The sequence below is a fragment of the Bradyrhizobium sp. CCBAU 45389 genome, assembly GCF_028128625.1.
Taxonomy (GTDB): Bacteria; Pseudomonadota; Alphaproteobacteria; order Rhizobiales; family Xanthobacteraceae; genus Bradyrhizobium; species Bradyrhizobium liaoningense_B.
In genome coordinates this window covers 1-13,793 of sequence record NZ_LBIY01000085.1, presented here as the reverse complement: position 1 = coordinate 13,793, position 13,793 = coordinate 1, and the positions used below count along the sequence as shown (strand labels likewise).

Below are 13,793 nucleotides of genomic sequence, written 5' to 3'. Positions count from 1 at the left end.
GGCGGCCACCGGTCAAGTCAGACGCTATATTGAGACAATGTGACGCAGCAATAACGCGGGCAAGCTTTTACGCGTTGCCGGCGGCCCTGAACTGCGCGCCCGCGCGTTGCAGGTTTTGCGGCAGGCTCATCAGCACCGCCTTGCGGTCGGCGATGGCGGCGTGGAACTGGTCGAGCGCGATGTTGAAGGCCGTGAGCCCGCCTTCCTCGATGGCGCCGTGATCGAAGCAGCGCAGCGTGTCGCGCAGGATCTCGTCGGCCTCGGTCTGCATCTGGTCGAGCTCTTCCGTCGTCTCGCTCTTGCGGGCCGCGGCGATCATGTCGAGCAGGCGTTCGCGCAGATGGCTGTTGTTGTCGCGCTCGTCTTTCTTGAGGTAGCCCGCAAACCACGCACCGATCGAGCCCATGGCGGAGAGCGCCATCAGGCTCCACCAGATGTAGTCGCTGTATTTGTCGAGGAAGCTCTTCTCCTCGCCGTCGACGAAGGCGGCGGCGCCCGGATGCACGGGGATCACCGCGTCCTTGTCGGTGTCGGGCGTCTCGATCTTGGCCGCCAGCGGGAATTCCGTCACCAGCTGCTGCCGCACGGCGAACAGCTGGCGCGTGAACGCCGCGATGGTGGTTTCGGATACGGCTTTGCGCGCCACGATATGGTGCGAGAAGCTGATGGTCTTGACCTCGTCGTCGGGACGATCGGGCGAGCCGCCATAGGTGCCGGCGGGAATCTCGGAGGCTTCATAGACCGGATGATTCTGCGCGATCGCGTCGGCGGAATCGATCGCGAGGAAGGTCGGTGTGCCGAAATCCTTGGTGGAGGCGGCGATGGCGTCCGCCGTGATCTTGCTGTTGACGGGGCCGGCGGCGAGATAGGCATCGGCCTTCTGGGACTTGATCGCCTCGGCGGCTTCGTTGGCCGGGAACTGGATGATCTCGACCTTGGCGGGATCGACGCCGTATTGCTGCAGGATCACCTTGAGCAGATTGACGTTGGCCTGGGTGCGGCCGACCACGCCGACGCGATGGCCGGCGAGCTGCGCGATCTTGGTGATCTTGGCGCCCTTCTTCTTGCCCTTGCCCTGGACCGACCACAGCACCACGACGTTCTTGCGCAGGGTCGCGACCGCCTGCGCGTTCTTCGGCACGTCGACGTCGCCGCGCACGATGGCAAGATCGACCTTGCCTTCCGCGAGCGCCTCGGCGCTGGCAGTGGCGCCGTCGGTCTGGATCGGGCGCAGCCGCACGTAACTCTTGTTCTGCGAGAAAGCCTGCGTCAGCGCCTGCACGACCTTGACGTCGTCGCTGTTGGCGGGGCCAACCGCAACCTTCAGCGTCACCGGACGCATCGCAAAATAATAGCCGCCGACGAGCGCGCCGATGATCGCAAGCACCAGCGCGAGCGACACGAGCGCCGTCTTCCGCGCCGCTGATCGCGGCGAAGGCGGAGTGGGCGCTTCGGCCAGGTCCAGACCCCCGGTCATCGATCTCCCAAACAGGCGTTTCAGGCTCAGCTTCATCTCGGCCGGCGATTTAGGCCCGCAATTGTAGCAAATTTCTTGCCCGGCGGGGTTACAACTCCGTCATGGTTAGCGGAAGGAGGAAATTCCACCGTGAACCCGGACCGTAAGCACCGTGTTAGGGTAAAGTTCCCCTGAAGCATGGAGACGATCATGGCAGAACGGCTGGCGGCGGAAGCACGCAAGCAGGCACTGGGCGGTATCCCCGGCTGGAGCGAGGTCGGGGGTCGCGACGCGATCGCGAAAACCTTTGTCTTCAAGGATTTCAACGAGGCCTTCGGCTTCATGACCCGCGCGGCGCTGGTCGCCGAGAAAATGGACCATCACCCCGAATGGCGCAACGTCTACAAGACCGTGGAGGTGGTGCTGTCGACCCATGATGCCGGCGGCGTCACGGCGCGCGACATCGAGCTCGCCAAGGCGATGAACGCCATCGCCAAGCCGACGGCTTAGCTGACACAGGGCTGACATCTTGCAGCGCCCGGCCGCATCCCCATCTTGTGATCAGCAGGGCATGCGGCGATCCGCCGCCCCTCGCTGAACGGGGAGTTGGAGCATGGCTGCCGAGCACAGCGTCGGCTTCGAGCCGGCCGATCGGCTCGCGGAAGATCGTGAGAGCGTTCGCCGCCGCTTCTGGCGCAAGCTGAAGCGCGTCGCCGCGCAACTACCGTTCGCCGAGGATCTCCTTGCGGCCTATTACTGCGCGTTCGACGGGCGGACGCCGCGTCATGTCCAGGCGTCGCTGCTGGGCGCGATCGCCTATTTCATCCTGCCATTCGACTTCGTCGCCGACGTGATGCCGGTCCTCGGCTTCGCCGATGACGCCGCCGTGCTCGCCACCGCCATCCGCATGGTCGCCAGCCACATCACGACCGAGCACCGCGAAGCCGCCCGCGCCGCGCTGAAGCGCGGCGTGGAGGAGGACGTCGCGCGGTAGCCGTTGTTGGAAGCGCACCGTTGCCACACCCACTGCTGTCATTCCCCGCGAAAGCGGGGAATCCAGTACGCCGCGGCTTCTCGACTGGATCGCCCGGTCAAGCCGGGCGATGACAGTGAGTGTGTAGACAGCGCTTGCGATACCGTCGCCGCAACGCCGCTCGTTACTTCTTCCCTGCCTCCGCCCGCGCCTTCTCCGCGTCCCATGCCTGGAATTGCTTGAACAGCTTCTCCCTGTCCGCATCGGACACGTTCGCGGCGGTAGGGCTCTGCTTCAGGAACGCCTCGAAGCGCTGGCGCGTCACCGGTTCGATGCCGTGCTTGTCGAGCCATTGCTGCGCCACCGGCAATCTGTTCCAGCCGGATAGCGGCGCGGCGAGCGAGACCTCCTTCCACTTGGGATGGAAGGGCGGGTTCTGCAGCGCCGGGAATTTCGTGAAGAACGCGTCGACGAACAGCGCGAGCTTGCGATAGCGCTCGGTGTTGGGCGCCCAATTATAGGCCGCGAGCACCGCCGGCACCGCGATCGTGTCGACGCTCTCGCCCTCCTTGATCAGGTTCGGATAGTCCTTCGCCGTCAGCGTCGCCGGCAGATAGTCGCTCTGCAGCGGCTTGGCATAGTCCACCTTGGCGAGATGGAAGCGGCCGTCATTGCCGAAGGTCGAGACCGATTTGTACGGCTTGCCGCCGACCACGATGACGGCGTCGATCTCGCCGGACTTCAGTTTTTCCAGCGCGATGCGTTGCTCGACATAGACGAAGTTCGCCTTGATCCCGAGCCGCTCGAAAACCGTCAGCGCGGTGACGAAGGTCCCGCCATTGGGCAGGTCGACGCTGACCTTCTTGCCCTCGAGGTCCTTCAGCGTCGCGATCGACTTCGGCGCGATGACCTGCATCTCTTCATTGTAGAGCTTGGTCACGTAAGTGAACTGTTTCTTGATGTCCTTGGCAAAGCCCTTGCGCTCGAGATAGTCGAGCGTGTCGGCCCGCACGACGCCGAGATCGACGCCTTGCAGGAACAGAATGTCCGCAACGCTCTGCACCGAGCCGCGGCCGACGATCGGCAGCACGCGGATCTTGTTGCCGTCGTCGAGCACGGAGGCGAGATCGGCACCGAACTGCACATAGGTGCCGCCGATCGTGCCCGTGATCAGCGTGACCGTGTTGGCGTTCAGCGACTGCTTGGTCGAGTTCGAGCCGAACTGGAAGATGGCCTTGAGGCTGTCGGAGACCTTGGCCGGATCGTATTCGCCCTGCTCGGCGTGGGCCGCGAAGGCACAGATGGTCGTGATGGCGGCAAGCGCCATTTTCAAAACGTTACGCATGATGTCCCCTGGAGTGGTCTAGTTCGAGAGCCGGGTGAGGCGCTGGCGCGCTTCCGCCGATCCGAGGCTGGCGGCGCGCTGGTACCAGTCGCGTGCGGCTGCCGCGTCGGCTATGACGCTTCGCGCATCGCTGGTGCCGAGCACTGCCGGATCGTAGGTTTGCGCCAGCAGCAGCGCGGCCGTTGCGTCCTTCGCGTTGGCTGCGCGCTCGAGCAGCAGACGTGCGGCGGCGATGTCGCCGACGCCGATCAGGCGCTTCGCGCGCGTCATCAGTCCCGCCAGTGTGTCGGCGTCGAGCGTCCTGGCAGGCTCGGGCGGCGCAGGCTGCGCCGCGACCGGCGCCGGAGCTGGTGCTTCGACTTGGCTTTGGACCTGGCTTTGGACCTGGCCTTGGGCTTGCAGCGCAGTCTGGTAGGCGGTCGCAATCGCTTCGCGGCTTGGCACTGACGGTGCAGGAAGATCCTGCTTGTCGGCGCTCGCCAGCATCGAGTTGGTCACGCGAGTCGGATCCTTGAGCGAGACCTGGCGTATGGCCGGCGGACTGGCCTGAGCAGCGCCTGTTGCGCTGCCGGCATAGTCGGCGAGGAGACTACGCAGCTCGGACTGAAACAGCACGGCCGCGATCGCCGCGGCGGATATCGCAAGCCCGGCAGCGACAAGCGGCGCGACCCTGGTTCTGGGCCGCAGCGCCGGCGGCGTATATTCCTGTGGGTCTGGTGCTCCGCGCGGATCGGACAGAAACAGCGGAATCGGATCGTCCTGTGGAAGTTCGGCGCGTCTGGCGCGCGCACGGATGTAGTCCGCGGTGGACGAATGTGATGCAGGTCGATCGGAGTCGAGCGCGTGCGACTCCTTCGACGGACGGTAGGCCGTCGTCTCCATGGTGTGATGCTCCCCATTACTGACGCAACGCAGGGGCACTCCCGGTTTCAGTCTTCTTGTTATTGTCCAGAAGTGCCCCGCAAACTGGAACCGGTAAATCGCCGTCCGATTCAGCCCAAAAAACGACGGCCGTTTGCGCGAATCTGGAGATATTTGGGTTTGATTGCGGCGGCGCGGCGACATGCACCGCAATTTTGCCCGCGATGGTTGAGGGATTTTTTTCCGGGCGCGGCGGTGTGCGCAACCTTGCGATGTCGCGGTTGTCCACGCTGTCCGCCACTGTCATGCCCCGCCTTGTGCGCAATTGCGCACGGGGGCGGGGCATCCAGTACGCCGCGGCTTCTCGGCTAGATCACCGGCGTCTCTGGAATGCTGGGATCGCCCGGTCGAGCCGGGCGATGACAGTTGTGTGTGCTGAAACAGCGTCGCGATGACATCGCGATCACGGATGCAGGATCACCTTGCCCATCGCTTGGCGTCCCGCCAGCACCTTCAGCGCGTCGGCGGTCTGCGCCAGCGGGAAGGTGCGGTCGACATGCGATGAAATCTTTCCTTCCGCGGTCCACTTCACGAGCTTCTCGAGATTGGCGCGGTTCTTCGCCGGGTTGAGCCGCGTCCAGGCGCCCCAGAACACGCCGCGGATATCGCAGCCCTTCAACAGCGCGAGGTTCAGCGGCATCTTCGGAATGTCGCCGGCGGCGAAGCCGATCACGAGGAAGCGGCCTTCCCAGGCGATCGAGCGCAGCGCCTGCTCGGCATACGCACCACCCACGGGATCGAAGATGATGTCGACGCCCTTGCCGCCCGTGAGCTTGCGCAGGCCTTCCTTCAGATCTTCCTTGCCATAGTTCAGCGTCAGCTCGGCGCCATGCGCTTTTGCGAACGCGAGCTTCTCGTCCGACGAGGCGCAGGCGATCACCTTCAACCCCATCAGCTTGCCGAGCTCGCAGGCGGCAAGACCGGTGCCGCCGGCAGCGCCCAGCACTGCGAGCGTCTCACCCGGCTTCGGGCTGGCGCGATCTTCCAGCGCATGCAGCGCGGTGCCGTAGATAATGATGATGCCGGCCGCGCGGTCATAGTCGAGATTGTCGGGGATCTTGACGATCGACGCCGCCGGCAGTGCGATCTTCTCGCGTGCGCCGTTGTGGCCGCAGGACGCGACGACGCGGTCGCCGACCTTCAGGTCCGTGACGCCGGGGCCGATGCTCTCGATTACGCCGGCGACTTCCGCGGCGGGCGAGAACGGGAACGGCGGCTTGATCTGGTACTTGCCCTGGATCATCAGGATGTCGAAGAAGTTCAGCGCCGCCGCCTTGATCGCGATCACGGCTTCGCCGGGACCCGCCACCGGATCCGGCACCTCGGCCAGAACGAGATCGTCGGGCTGGCAATATTGCGAGCAGAGGATGGCTTTCATGGCAGCACCTTGGGGCGTTTCGAGTGGAATTATAGTTGGGTCGTTTCTGCCGGATTTAGGCACGGGCGACAATCCGGATTCTTTGCCCAAAGCGATGCACAGGACCTATCCTCCCGTCATTGCGAGCGCAGCGAAGCAATCCAGACTATTTCCGCAGGACGGATTCTGGATTGCTTCGCTGCGTTCGCAATGACGCGGTGTGTGGAAACAGCGAGGATTCAAACGATGTTTGAAACGGGTCTGCTCAGGAACAAGCGCATCCTCGTCACCGGCGGCGGCTCGGGCCTTGGCGCCGCGATGGGACGTCGCTTCCTCGCGCTCGGCGCCGAGCTCGTGATCTGTGGCCGCAAGCTCGACCGGCTGGACGCAACGGCGCGCGAGATGCGCGAAGAGACCGGCGGCAAGGTCACGACGATTGCCTGCGATATCCGCGACGGCGCGGCCGTCGACAGCATGATGGATGCGATCTGGCGCGAGGCGCCGCTCGACATCCTCGTCAACAATGCCGCCGCCACCTTCATCGCGCAGAGCGAGCATCTCTCCTTCCGCGCCGCGGACGCGATCCTGGCGCCGACGCTGCATGGCGCGATGTATTGCACGCTCGCCGCCGGCAGGCGCTGGATCGAGGGCAGTCACGGGGGTGTCGTTCTCTCGATCCTCTCGACCTCCACCATCACGGGGCGCGCCTACACCGTGCCGTCGGCGATGGCGAAATCGGCGGTGCTGGCCATGACCAAAAGTCTCGCGGTCGAATGGGGCCCGAAGGGCATCCGCACCGTCGCGATCGCGCCGGGGCCGTTCCCGACCGCCGGCGCATCGGGGCAGCTTCGCCCTGAGGGCCGCGACGAAGGCTGGACCGCCCCCAACCCGCTTGGCCGCACCGGGGAGCACGGCGAGCTCGCCGACCTCGCCAGCTTCCTCGTCTCCGACCGTGCCGCCTACATCAATGGCGAGATGGTGGTGATCGACGGCGGCGCGCATTTGCGCAGTTCCGGTGCCGAGGACCTGCTCGGCTGGACCGATGCGCAATGGGCCGCCCAGCGTGCCGCGCGATCCAGGACCTGATCGTCGCCACTTCCGCTAACTGCCTTCCCAAATTGAACTTTCCCCGCTATCCCTGCTGCGGGGACAAAGCGCGGCCGGGCCATCTTCCAGTCACAATATTGAGGGAACCACTCCAGCATGTGGCGGGTGCTATCTTTCGTTTTGATGGTCGGCATGACGACGTGCGGGATCGCCGATCTCGCGCGCGCGCAGACGGCGCAACCGGCGCCCAAGGCTGCACCCAAAGAGGCTGCACCGAAAGCGGCTGCGCCGGCGGCCAATACGGCCGCAAAGACCGCTGCCAAGCCCGAGAGCAAACCGGTGGGCCCGGCCGCGGCGGTTGCCGGTGGCGCCGAGCCGACCCTGATCGGCCAGTTCGGCACCTGGGGCGCCTATTCGGCGACACCGAACGGCAAGAAGGTCTGCTTCGCGCTGGCCAAGCCGTCGTCGTCGAAGACCAACCCGCCGAATCGGCCGCGCGATCCCGCCTATGCCTTCGTCTCGACCCGGCCGGCGGAAAAGGTGAACAACGAAGTCTCGGTCATGATCGGCTACGCCCTGAAGCCGGGGTCGGAATCGACGGTCGAGGTCGGCGGCGCCGCCTTTGCGATGTATACGCAGGGCGACGGCCTCTGGATCAAGAATGCGGCCGAGGAGGAGCGGATGGTCGAGGCCATGCGCAAATCCGCCGATCTCGTGGTCAAGGGCGTCTCGGCCAAGGGCACGGAGACGACCGACACGTTCTCGCTGAAGGGCCTCGCCCAGGCGCTCGACAAGATCGCCCAGGATTGTAGGCGGTAACGCCTAGTCGTTAAGGCTGAGGGCGATAAGGTCGCAATCGGGTGTTCCGGTTGCTATATAGGAGCGGTTCCAAGTTTTTCCGTCATTCCGGGATGGTCCGAAGGACCAGACCCGGAATCTCGAGGTTCCGGGTTCAGCTCTTCGAGCTGCCCCGGAACGACCAAGCCATTAGGTCCATTCGATGCAACCGACGACCGAGCCGCACAACGCAATCTTGGTGGAGAAGACCCCACTCGAAACCTATGTGCCGCCGGCAAGACCGTCGCTGATCGGCCTGTCGCGCACCGAGCTCGCCGACCGCCTCGGCGAGATCGGCGTCGCACCGGCGCAGCGCAAGATGCGCGTGCAACAACTGTGGCACTGGCTCTATTTCCGCGGCGCCCAGAGCTTCGACGACATGACCTCGATCTCGAAGGGCATCCGCGCCGACCTCGCGCAGCATTTCACCGTCGATCGCCCCGAAGTCGTGGCCGAGCAGATCTCCAACGACGGCACCCGCAAATGGCTGCTGCGGCTGCCGAGCGGCGACAATGTCGAGAAGGCGCATGAAGTCGAGTGCGTCTATATCCCCGAGACCGACCGCGGCACGCTCTGCGTCTCCTCGCAGGTCGGCTGCACGCTGAACTGCTCGTTCTGCCACACCGGCACGCAGCGCCTGGTGCGCAACCTCACCGCCGGCGAGATCGTCGGCCAGATCATGGTTGCGCGCGATCGCCTCAATGACTGGGCCGATCGCGAGGACGGCACGCGCCGCGTCACCAACATCGTGATGATGGGCATGGGCGAGCCGCTCTACAATTTCGACGCGGTGCGCGATGCGCTGCTGATTGTCGGCGACAATGAAGGCATCGGTATCTCCCGCCGCCGTATCACGCTGTCGACCTCGGGCGTGGTGCCGAACATCGTGCGCGCCGGCGAGGAGATCGGCGTCATGCTCGCGATCTCGCTGCATGCGGTGCGCGACGAGCTGCGCAACGAGCTGGTGCCGCTCAACCGCAAATATCCGATCAAGGAGCTCTTGCAGGCCTGCCGCGACTATCCCGGCGCCTCGAACGCGCGCCGCATCACCTTCGAATATGTGATGCTCAAGGGCGTCAACGATTCGCTCGACGATGCCAAGTTGCTGGTGAAGCTGCTCAAGGGCATTCACGCCAAGATCAACCTGATCCCGTTCAATCCTTGGCCCGGCACTGCCTATGAATGCTCGGACTGGGACCAGATCGAAAAGTTCTCCGAATACATCTTCAACGCCGGCTATTCCTCCCCGGTGCGCACCCCGCGCGGCCGCGACATCCTCGCCGCCTGCGGCCAGCTCAAGTCGGAGACCGAAAAGCTCTCGGCGCGCGAACGCCAGGCGCTCCGCGCCATGGCGATGACGGATTGATGAATGTGTGCCTCGTGCACTCTCGTCATGGCCGGGCTTGACCCGGCCATCTGCGTTTATGAGCTGTCATTCCGGGGCGCGCAAAGCGCGAACCCGGAATCTCGAGATTCCGGATTCGGTGCTGCGCACCGCTCCGGAATGACGGCGATACTTAACAGGTCCCTCAGATGTCCCTGATCGGCCGCCTCGTCGTCATCTTCATCGGCTTCCTCGCCGCCTGCTTCGTCGGCGGCATGATTGTCGTCGTCGCGCTGCTGTTTCCGGAATTCGCCGATCTCGGCGCCGGCCCCGTCGATCAGGGCGCGATCGATATCCTGCTCGGCTTCGGCTTCATCTTCGTCTCGGGCTTCGCGCTGGTGCCGGCGGCGGTGATCGTTGCCATCACCGAAGCGCTCTACATCCGCAGCGCGCTTGCTTATGCCGTCGGCGGCGGCCTCGTCGGGCTCGCCTGCTATCTCGGCCTCGTCCCTTTCCATTCCGACACGCTGCAGTTCGAAGGCATCGTCCGGCGTCACCTCGAAATCATGACGGGGGCTGGTATCGTCGCCGGCGTCGTCTACTGGCTGATCGCCGGCCGCAATGCCGGCGCCTGGCGCGAACCGCCGCCCCCGCGCAAGCCGCCTCCGCCATTGCCGGCGAATTCGCGGCCGGAGGCGCGGTGACTTGCTTACCCTCCCCTGGAGGGGGAGGGTCGGATCGCATCATCGATGCGATCCGGGGTGGGGTGACAGACTATCCGCATCGGCGGTGTCGAGTGGCTCAAGTTTGCAGATGATCGAGAGACCATTTGTGCGGCTTCACCCCACCTCGCTCGCGCTTCGCGCGATCGATCCTCCCCCTCCAGGGGAGGATGGCTACCTCTCGTGGGGTTTCCATCCCCGCCCCACTCCGCTAAACCGCGCGCCATGAACCGGACTGGACTCTTCATCGCCCTGGCGCTGTGGCTCGTGATCGGCGTCGTTTTCGGCCTCTATCCCGAGCTCGATCTCAAGCTCGCATCGCTGTTCTTCGATCCCGAAACCAAAACCTTTCCGCTCAAGTTGAATGAGTGGGCCGGCTTTGCGCGCGACGCGGCGATGTGGATCGCCTGGGCATTCGTGCTGCCCTCGCTGGTGGCGCTTGTGGTCAAGATGATCCGGCCGCACCGTCCGCTGCTGGTGTCGGGGCGCGCCATCGTGTTCCTGCTGGTCACGATCATCCTGTCCGCCGGCATCCTCACCAATCTCACCTTCAAGACCTATTGGGGCCGGCCGCGTCCGGTGGTGGTGACGGAGTTTGCCGGCGACCAGCAATTCGTGCCGTGGTGGGATCCGCGCGGCGGCTGCGCGCGCAATTGCTCGTTCTTCTCGGGCGAGGGCGCGACCGCGTTCTGGACGCTGGCCCCTGCCGCGCTGGCCCCGCCGGCATGGCGGCCGCTTGCTTATGCCGGCGCCGTCATCTTCGGTGCCGTGACGTCAGGGCTGCGCATGGCCTTCGGCGGGCATTTCTTTACCGATGTCTCGATCGCCGGCCTCGTCAGCTTCGTCGTGATCTGGTTCGCCTACGCGATGATCTACCGCTGGCCGCGGACCCGGTTTTCGGACGAGGCGGTGGATGCTGCCCTGACCCGGCTGAACATGCCCGCCTACCGGCTCCGCCAGCGCCTGTTCGGCCGCAAGACCGGCCCCGCCCCGGTCGATTTGAGCCATTAAATGCGTGCCGAGCCCTGCGAAATTTGATATTCGCGCGGTCAAGTTCGCACCTTCATCAGCCCCTTGAGACCCGATTGGAAGCGCCATGACCACGATCCTGAAAAGCCTGCCCAAGGGTGAGAAAGTCGGCATCGCGTTTTCGGGCGGTCTCGACACCAGCGCGGCGCTGCTCTGGATGAAGCAGAAGGGCGCGCGCTGCTACGCCTACACCGCCAATCTCGGCCAGCCGGATGAGGCCGACTACAACGAGATCCCGCGCAAGGCGATGGAGTTCGGCGCCGAGAAAGCGCGCCTCGTCGATTGCCGCACGCAGCTCGTCCATGAAGGCATCGCCGCGATCCAGTCCGGCGCCTTCCACATCTCCACCGGCGGCATCACCTATTTCAACACCACGCCGCTCGGGCGCGCCGTCACCGGCACGATGCTGGTCGCGGCCATGAAGGAGGACGGCGTCAACATCTGGGGCGACGGCTCGACCTTCAAGGGCAACGACATCGAGCGCTTCTACCGCTACGGCCTGCTCACCAATCCCGGCCTGAAGATCTACAAGCCCTGGCTCGACCAGCAGTTCATCGACGAGCTCGGCGGTCGCGCCGAGATGTCGGCGTTCATGACCGCGCAGGGCTTCGCCTACAAGATGAGCGCCGAGAAGGCGTACTCGACCGACAGCAATTTGCTCGGCGCCACGCATGAAGCAAAGGATCTCGAAAGCCTCGACAGCGGCATCAAGATCGTCAACCCGATCATGGGCGTGCCGTTCTGGCGCGACGATTGCGCCGTCAAGGCCGAGAAGGTCGTGGTGCGTTTCGAGGAAGGCCAGCCGGTCGCGCTGAACGGCCAGACCTTCTCCGATCCCGTCGCGCTGTTCCTCGAAGCCAACGCGATCGGCGGCCGTCACGGTCTCGGCATGAGCGACCAGATCGAGAACCGCATCATCGAGGCCAAGAGCCGCGGCATCTACGAGGCGCCCGGCATGGCGCTCTTGCACATCGCCTATGAGCGCCTCGTCACCGGCATCCACAACGAGGACACCATCGAGCAGTACCGCATCAGCGGCATGCGTCTTGGACGCCTGCTCTATCAGGGTCGCTGGTTCGACTCGCAGGCCTTGATGCTGCGCGAGACCGCGCAGCGCTGGGTCGCGCGCGCCGTCACCGGCGAGGTCACGCTGGAGCTGCGCCGCGGCAACGACTACTCGATCCTCAACACCGAGAGCCCGAACCTCACCTATGCGCCCGAGCGGCTCAGCATGGAGAAGGTCGAGGACGCCGCCTTCACGCCGGCCGACCGCATCGGCCAGCTCACCATGCGCAATCTCGACATCGCCGACACGCGGACGAAGCTCGGTCTCTATTCGAAGACCGGTTTGCTTTCGGGCAGCGAAGGCTCGCAGATCTTCAAGCTCGAAAGCGACAAGGGCTAGTGCCGTAGGGTGGGTTAGCGGTGCGGACTGCGCGAAGCGCAGTCGCACGGCGTAACCCACCACTTCTGTCCCCCGCGGATAAGAGCAGTGGTGGGTTACGCCTTCGGCTAACCCACCCTACAAGAGAAACAAAAATGGCCGGGATCGCTCCCGGCCATTTGCATTTGTGTAAGCCTTACCGCGGCGGCGCGGTGCCGGGCGGGGGCGGCGGCAGCGAGGCCTGCCCGCCGTTGAGCAGCGGCGTGATGCGGCGGACCGTGACGCGCCGGTTGATCAGGCTCGGTCCCTGCGTCTGCTCCTTCAGGTACTGCTCGCCGTAGCCCTGCGACGTCAGGTTCTCCGCCGGCACATTGAACTGCTGCGTCAGCAATTCGGCCGCGGACTGCGCACGGCGGTCCGAGAGCGACAGATTGTCGACCTCGTTGCCGACCGCGTCGGTGTGGCCCTCGATCAGGAACACCTCGCGCGGGTTGCGCTGGATCGCCTGGTTGAGGCCGTCGGCGATCACCTGCAGCCGGGCCGCCTGGTCCGGCGGGATGGTCCACGATCCCGTCTCGAAGTTGATCGTGTTGACGTCGATGCTCGGCATCTGCATGCGAACATTGGGGCTGTAGCGGATCTCGTCGAGCGAGTAACGCCGATCGATCCGCTGCACCGGCGGTGCCTGCATGGTCGCGTAGATCACGTCCGGCGACGCCTCCTGCGCGTCGACGATGTAGCGATCGTAGGGAATGTTCACGACCGGCGGCGGCACGTCGACATAGAAGCCGCCGACCGAGCGCGGATCGCGGTAGCTGTTGTCGATGATGACGATCTCGCGCCCGCCGGGATCCCTGCGGATTCGCCGCAGCAGCGAACCGTCCGGACCGACCACGGTGATCACCTCGCTGCCATCGGGACGGATCACGACGGTGCGGGTTTCGCCGCCGACAGTGTCGGTGCGGATATCGCGGGCGCCGTAACGGAAACGATAGAGATCGTTGCCGCGGACATAGGCCTGCCCGCCGGGATCGCGGATGATGATGCGGTCCGGCTCGGTGTAGACGGTGCGGCCGCCTTCGACGACCTCGCGCCGCTCCCTGTGCATGTCGGCGATGGTTGCGCCGATCACGGCGCCGGCCACCACGCCCGCGCCGATCGCCAGCGGCGTGAGATCACGCTGCGGCGGACGGGGCGGAGGCGGCAAGGGTGCAGCGACCGTCGGCGCGGCGCGGAAAGCGGGCGCGACCGTCGGCTGCGCGTATTGCGGCCTGTTCGGCGGTGGCGCTGCGGCGGCCGAGCCGGGGACGACAGTCGGAGCTGCAGCGCCGGCGGGTGCCGCGGGCCGGGGCGGGAGACCGCCGGCCTGGGGCGGCGCAGCCGGAGTTCCGGCTGCCG

The 13,793-nt window shown here is 65.3% G+C and carries 14 protein-coding genes; 8 read left to right on the top strand and 6 right to left on the bottom strand.

Annotation, left to right across the window (positions count from 1 at the left end; translation table 11 throughout):
• Positions 1-67: 67 nt before the first annotated feature.
• On the bottom strand, positions 68-1,513 hold the full coding sequence (locus XH79_RS15185; protein WP_212346284.1) for a TAXI family TRAP transporter solute-binding subunit: 1,446 nt from the start codon (positions 1,511-1,513) through the stop codon (positions 68-70).
• A gap of 153 nt (positions 1,514-1,666) precedes the next feature.
• Here XH79_RS15185 and XH79_RS15180 point away from each other — a divergent pair, with 153 nt between their 5' ends.
• On the top strand, positions 1,667-1,966 hold the full coding sequence (locus tag XH79_RS15180; RefSeq protein WP_212346287.1) for a 4a-hydroxytetrahydrobiopterin dehydratase: 300 nt from the start codon (positions 1,667-1,669) through the stop codon (positions 1,964-1,966).
• A 103-nt stretch (positions 1,967-2,069) separates the two neighbouring features.
• Complete coding sequence (locus XH79_RS15175; protein ID WP_212346290.1) at positions 2,070-2,450, top strand: YkvA family protein; 381 nt, start codon at positions 2,070-2,072, stop codon at positions 2,448-2,450.
• A 163-nt stretch (positions 2,451-2,613) separates the two neighbouring features.
• On the opposite strand, the gene XH79_RS15170 is transcribed toward XH79_RS15175, so the two are convergent.
• The 4 genes from XH79_RS15170 to XH79_RS15155 all read right to left on the bottom strand — a co-directional run bounded on the left by XH79_RS15170 (position 2,614) and on the right by XH79_RS15155 (position 6,073).
• The gene (locus XH79_RS15170) at positions 2,614-3,774 is read right to left on the bottom strand and encodes a TAXI family TRAP transporter solute-binding subunit (RefSeq protein ID WP_212346292.1); all 1,161 of its coding nucleotides are present in this window, start codon (positions 3,772-3,774) and stop codon (positions 2,614-2,616) included.
• A gap of 18 nt (positions 3,775-3,792) precedes the next feature.
• A complete protein-coding gene (locus tag XH79_RS15165) occupies positions 3,793-4,656 on the bottom strand; it encodes a hypothetical protein (RefSeq protein WP_271582142.1) in 864 nt (287 codons plus the stop codon).
• A gap of 16 nt (positions 4,657-4,672) precedes the next feature.
• Positions 4,673-4,942: a hypothetical protein gene (locus XH79_RS15160; RefSeq protein ID WP_271582141.1), complete on the bottom strand. Its 270-nt coding sequence runs from the start codon at positions 4,940-4,942 to the stop codon at positions 4,673-4,675.
• A gap of 156 nt (positions 4,943-5,098) precedes the next feature.
• Positions 5,099-6,073 (bottom strand): NADPH:quinone oxidoreductase family protein, encoded by a 975-nt coding sequence (locus XH79_RS15155; RefSeq protein ID WP_212346294.1) that lies wholly within the window; start codon positions 6,071-6,073, stop codon positions 5,099-5,101.
• Between the two features lie 225 nt (positions 6,074-6,298).
• On the opposite strand from XH79_RS15155, the gene XH79_RS15150 reads away from it, so the two are divergent.
• The 6 genes from XH79_RS15150 to argG all read left to right on the top strand — a co-directional run bounded on the left by XH79_RS15150 (position 6,299) and on the right by argG (position 12,416).
• On the top strand, positions 6,299-7,138 hold the full coding sequence (locus XH79_RS15150) for an SDR family oxidoreductase (RefSeq protein WP_271582140.1): 840 nt from the start codon (positions 6,299-6,301) through the stop codon (positions 7,136-7,138).
• Between the two features lie 117 nt (positions 7,139-7,255).
• Positions 7,256-7,918 carry an invasion associated locus B family protein gene (locus XH79_RS15145; protein WP_212346298.1) on the top strand — a complete coding sequence of 221 codons (663 nt, stop codon included), beginning with the start codon at positions 7,256-7,258 and terminating at the stop codon, positions 7,916-7,918.
• 181 nt (positions 7,919-8,099) lie between these two features.
• On the top strand, positions 8,100-9,302 hold the full coding sequence (gene rlmN, locus XH79_RS15140) for a 23S rRNA (adenine(2503)-C(2))-methyltransferase RlmN (RefSeq protein ID WP_271582139.1): 1,203 nt from the start codon (positions 8,100-8,102) through the stop codon (positions 9,300-9,302).
• A gap of 167 nt (positions 9,303-9,469) precedes the next feature.
• Positions 9,470-9,964, top strand: a complete 495-nt coding sequence (locus tag XH79_RS15135; RefSeq protein ID WP_212346305.1) for a hypothetical protein — start codon at positions 9,470-9,472, stop codon at positions 9,962-9,964.
• A gap of 243 nt (positions 9,965-10,207) precedes the next feature.
• The gene (locus tag XH79_RS15130) at positions 10,208-10,993 is read left to right on the top strand and encodes a phosphatase PAP2 family protein (protein WP_271582138.1); all 786 of its coding nucleotides are present in this window, start codon (positions 10,208-10,210) and stop codon (positions 10,991-10,993) included.
• 85 nt (positions 10,994-11,078) lie between these two features.
• Positions 11,079-12,416 (top strand): argininosuccinate synthase, encoded by a 1,338-nt coding sequence (argG, locus tag XH79_RS15125; RefSeq protein WP_212346312.1) that lies wholly within the window; start codon positions 11,079-11,081, stop codon positions 12,414-12,416.
• Positions 12,417-12,591: 175 nt separating this feature from the next.
• Here argG and XH79_RS15120 read toward each other — a convergent pair.
• The coding region (locus XH79_RS15120; protein WP_271582137.1) for an OmpA family protein at positions 12,592-13,793 on the bottom strand (1,202 nt) is incomplete at its 5' end.

Bases quoted from the DNA above. Each gene is read 5' to 3' on its own strand.
- XH79_RS15130 (WP_271582138.1), top strand. From the start codon at position 10,208: ATGAACCGGACTGGACTCTTCATCGCCCTGGCGCTGTGGCTCGTGATC.
- XH79_RS15170 (WP_212346292.1), bottom strand. From the start codon at position 3,774: ATGCGTAACGTTTTGAAAATGGCGCTTGCCGCCATCACGACCATCTGT.
- rlmN (WP_271582139.1), top strand. From the start codon at position 8,100: ATGCAACCGACGACCGAGCCGCACAACGCAATCTTGGTGGAGAAGACC.
- XH79_RS15165 (WP_271582142.1), bottom strand. From the start codon at position 4,656: ATGGAGACGACGGCCTACCGTCCGTCGAAGGAGTCGCACGCGCTCGAC.
- XH79_RS15145 (WP_212346298.1), top strand. From the start codon at position 7,256: ATGTGGCGGGTGCTATCTTTCGTTTTGATGGTCGGCATGACGACGTGC.
- XH79_RS15160 (WP_271582141.1), bottom strand. From the start codon at position 4,942: ATGACAGTGGCGGACAGCGTGGACAACCGCGACATCGCAAGGTTGCGC.
- XH79_RS15150 (WP_271582140.1), top strand. From the start codon at position 6,299: ATGTTTGAAACGGGTCTGCTCAGGAACAAGCGCATCCTCGTCACCGGC.
- XH79_RS15175 (WP_212346290.1), top strand. From the start codon at position 2,070: ATGGCTGCCGAGCACAGCGTCGGCTTCGAGCCGGCCGATCGGCTCGCG.
- XH79_RS15155 (WP_212346294.1), bottom strand. From the start codon at position 6,073: ATGAAAGCCATCCTCTGCTCGCAATATTGCCAGCCCGACGATCTCGTT.
- XH79_RS15185 (WP_212346284.1), bottom strand. From the start codon at position 1,513: ATGAAGCTGAGCCTGAAACGCCTGTTTGGGAGATCGATGACCGGGGGT.
- argG (WP_212346312.1), top strand. From the start codon at position 11,079: ATGACCACGATCCTGAAAAGCCTGCCCAAGGGTGAGAAAGTCGGCATC.
- XH79_RS15135 (WP_212346305.1), top strand. From the start codon at position 9,470: ATGTCCCTGATCGGCCGCCTCGTCGTCATCTTCATCGGCTTCCTCGCC.
- XH79_RS15180 (WP_212346287.1), top strand. From the start codon at position 1,667: ATGGCAGAACGGCTGGCGGCGGAAGCACGCAAGCAGGCACTGGGCGGT.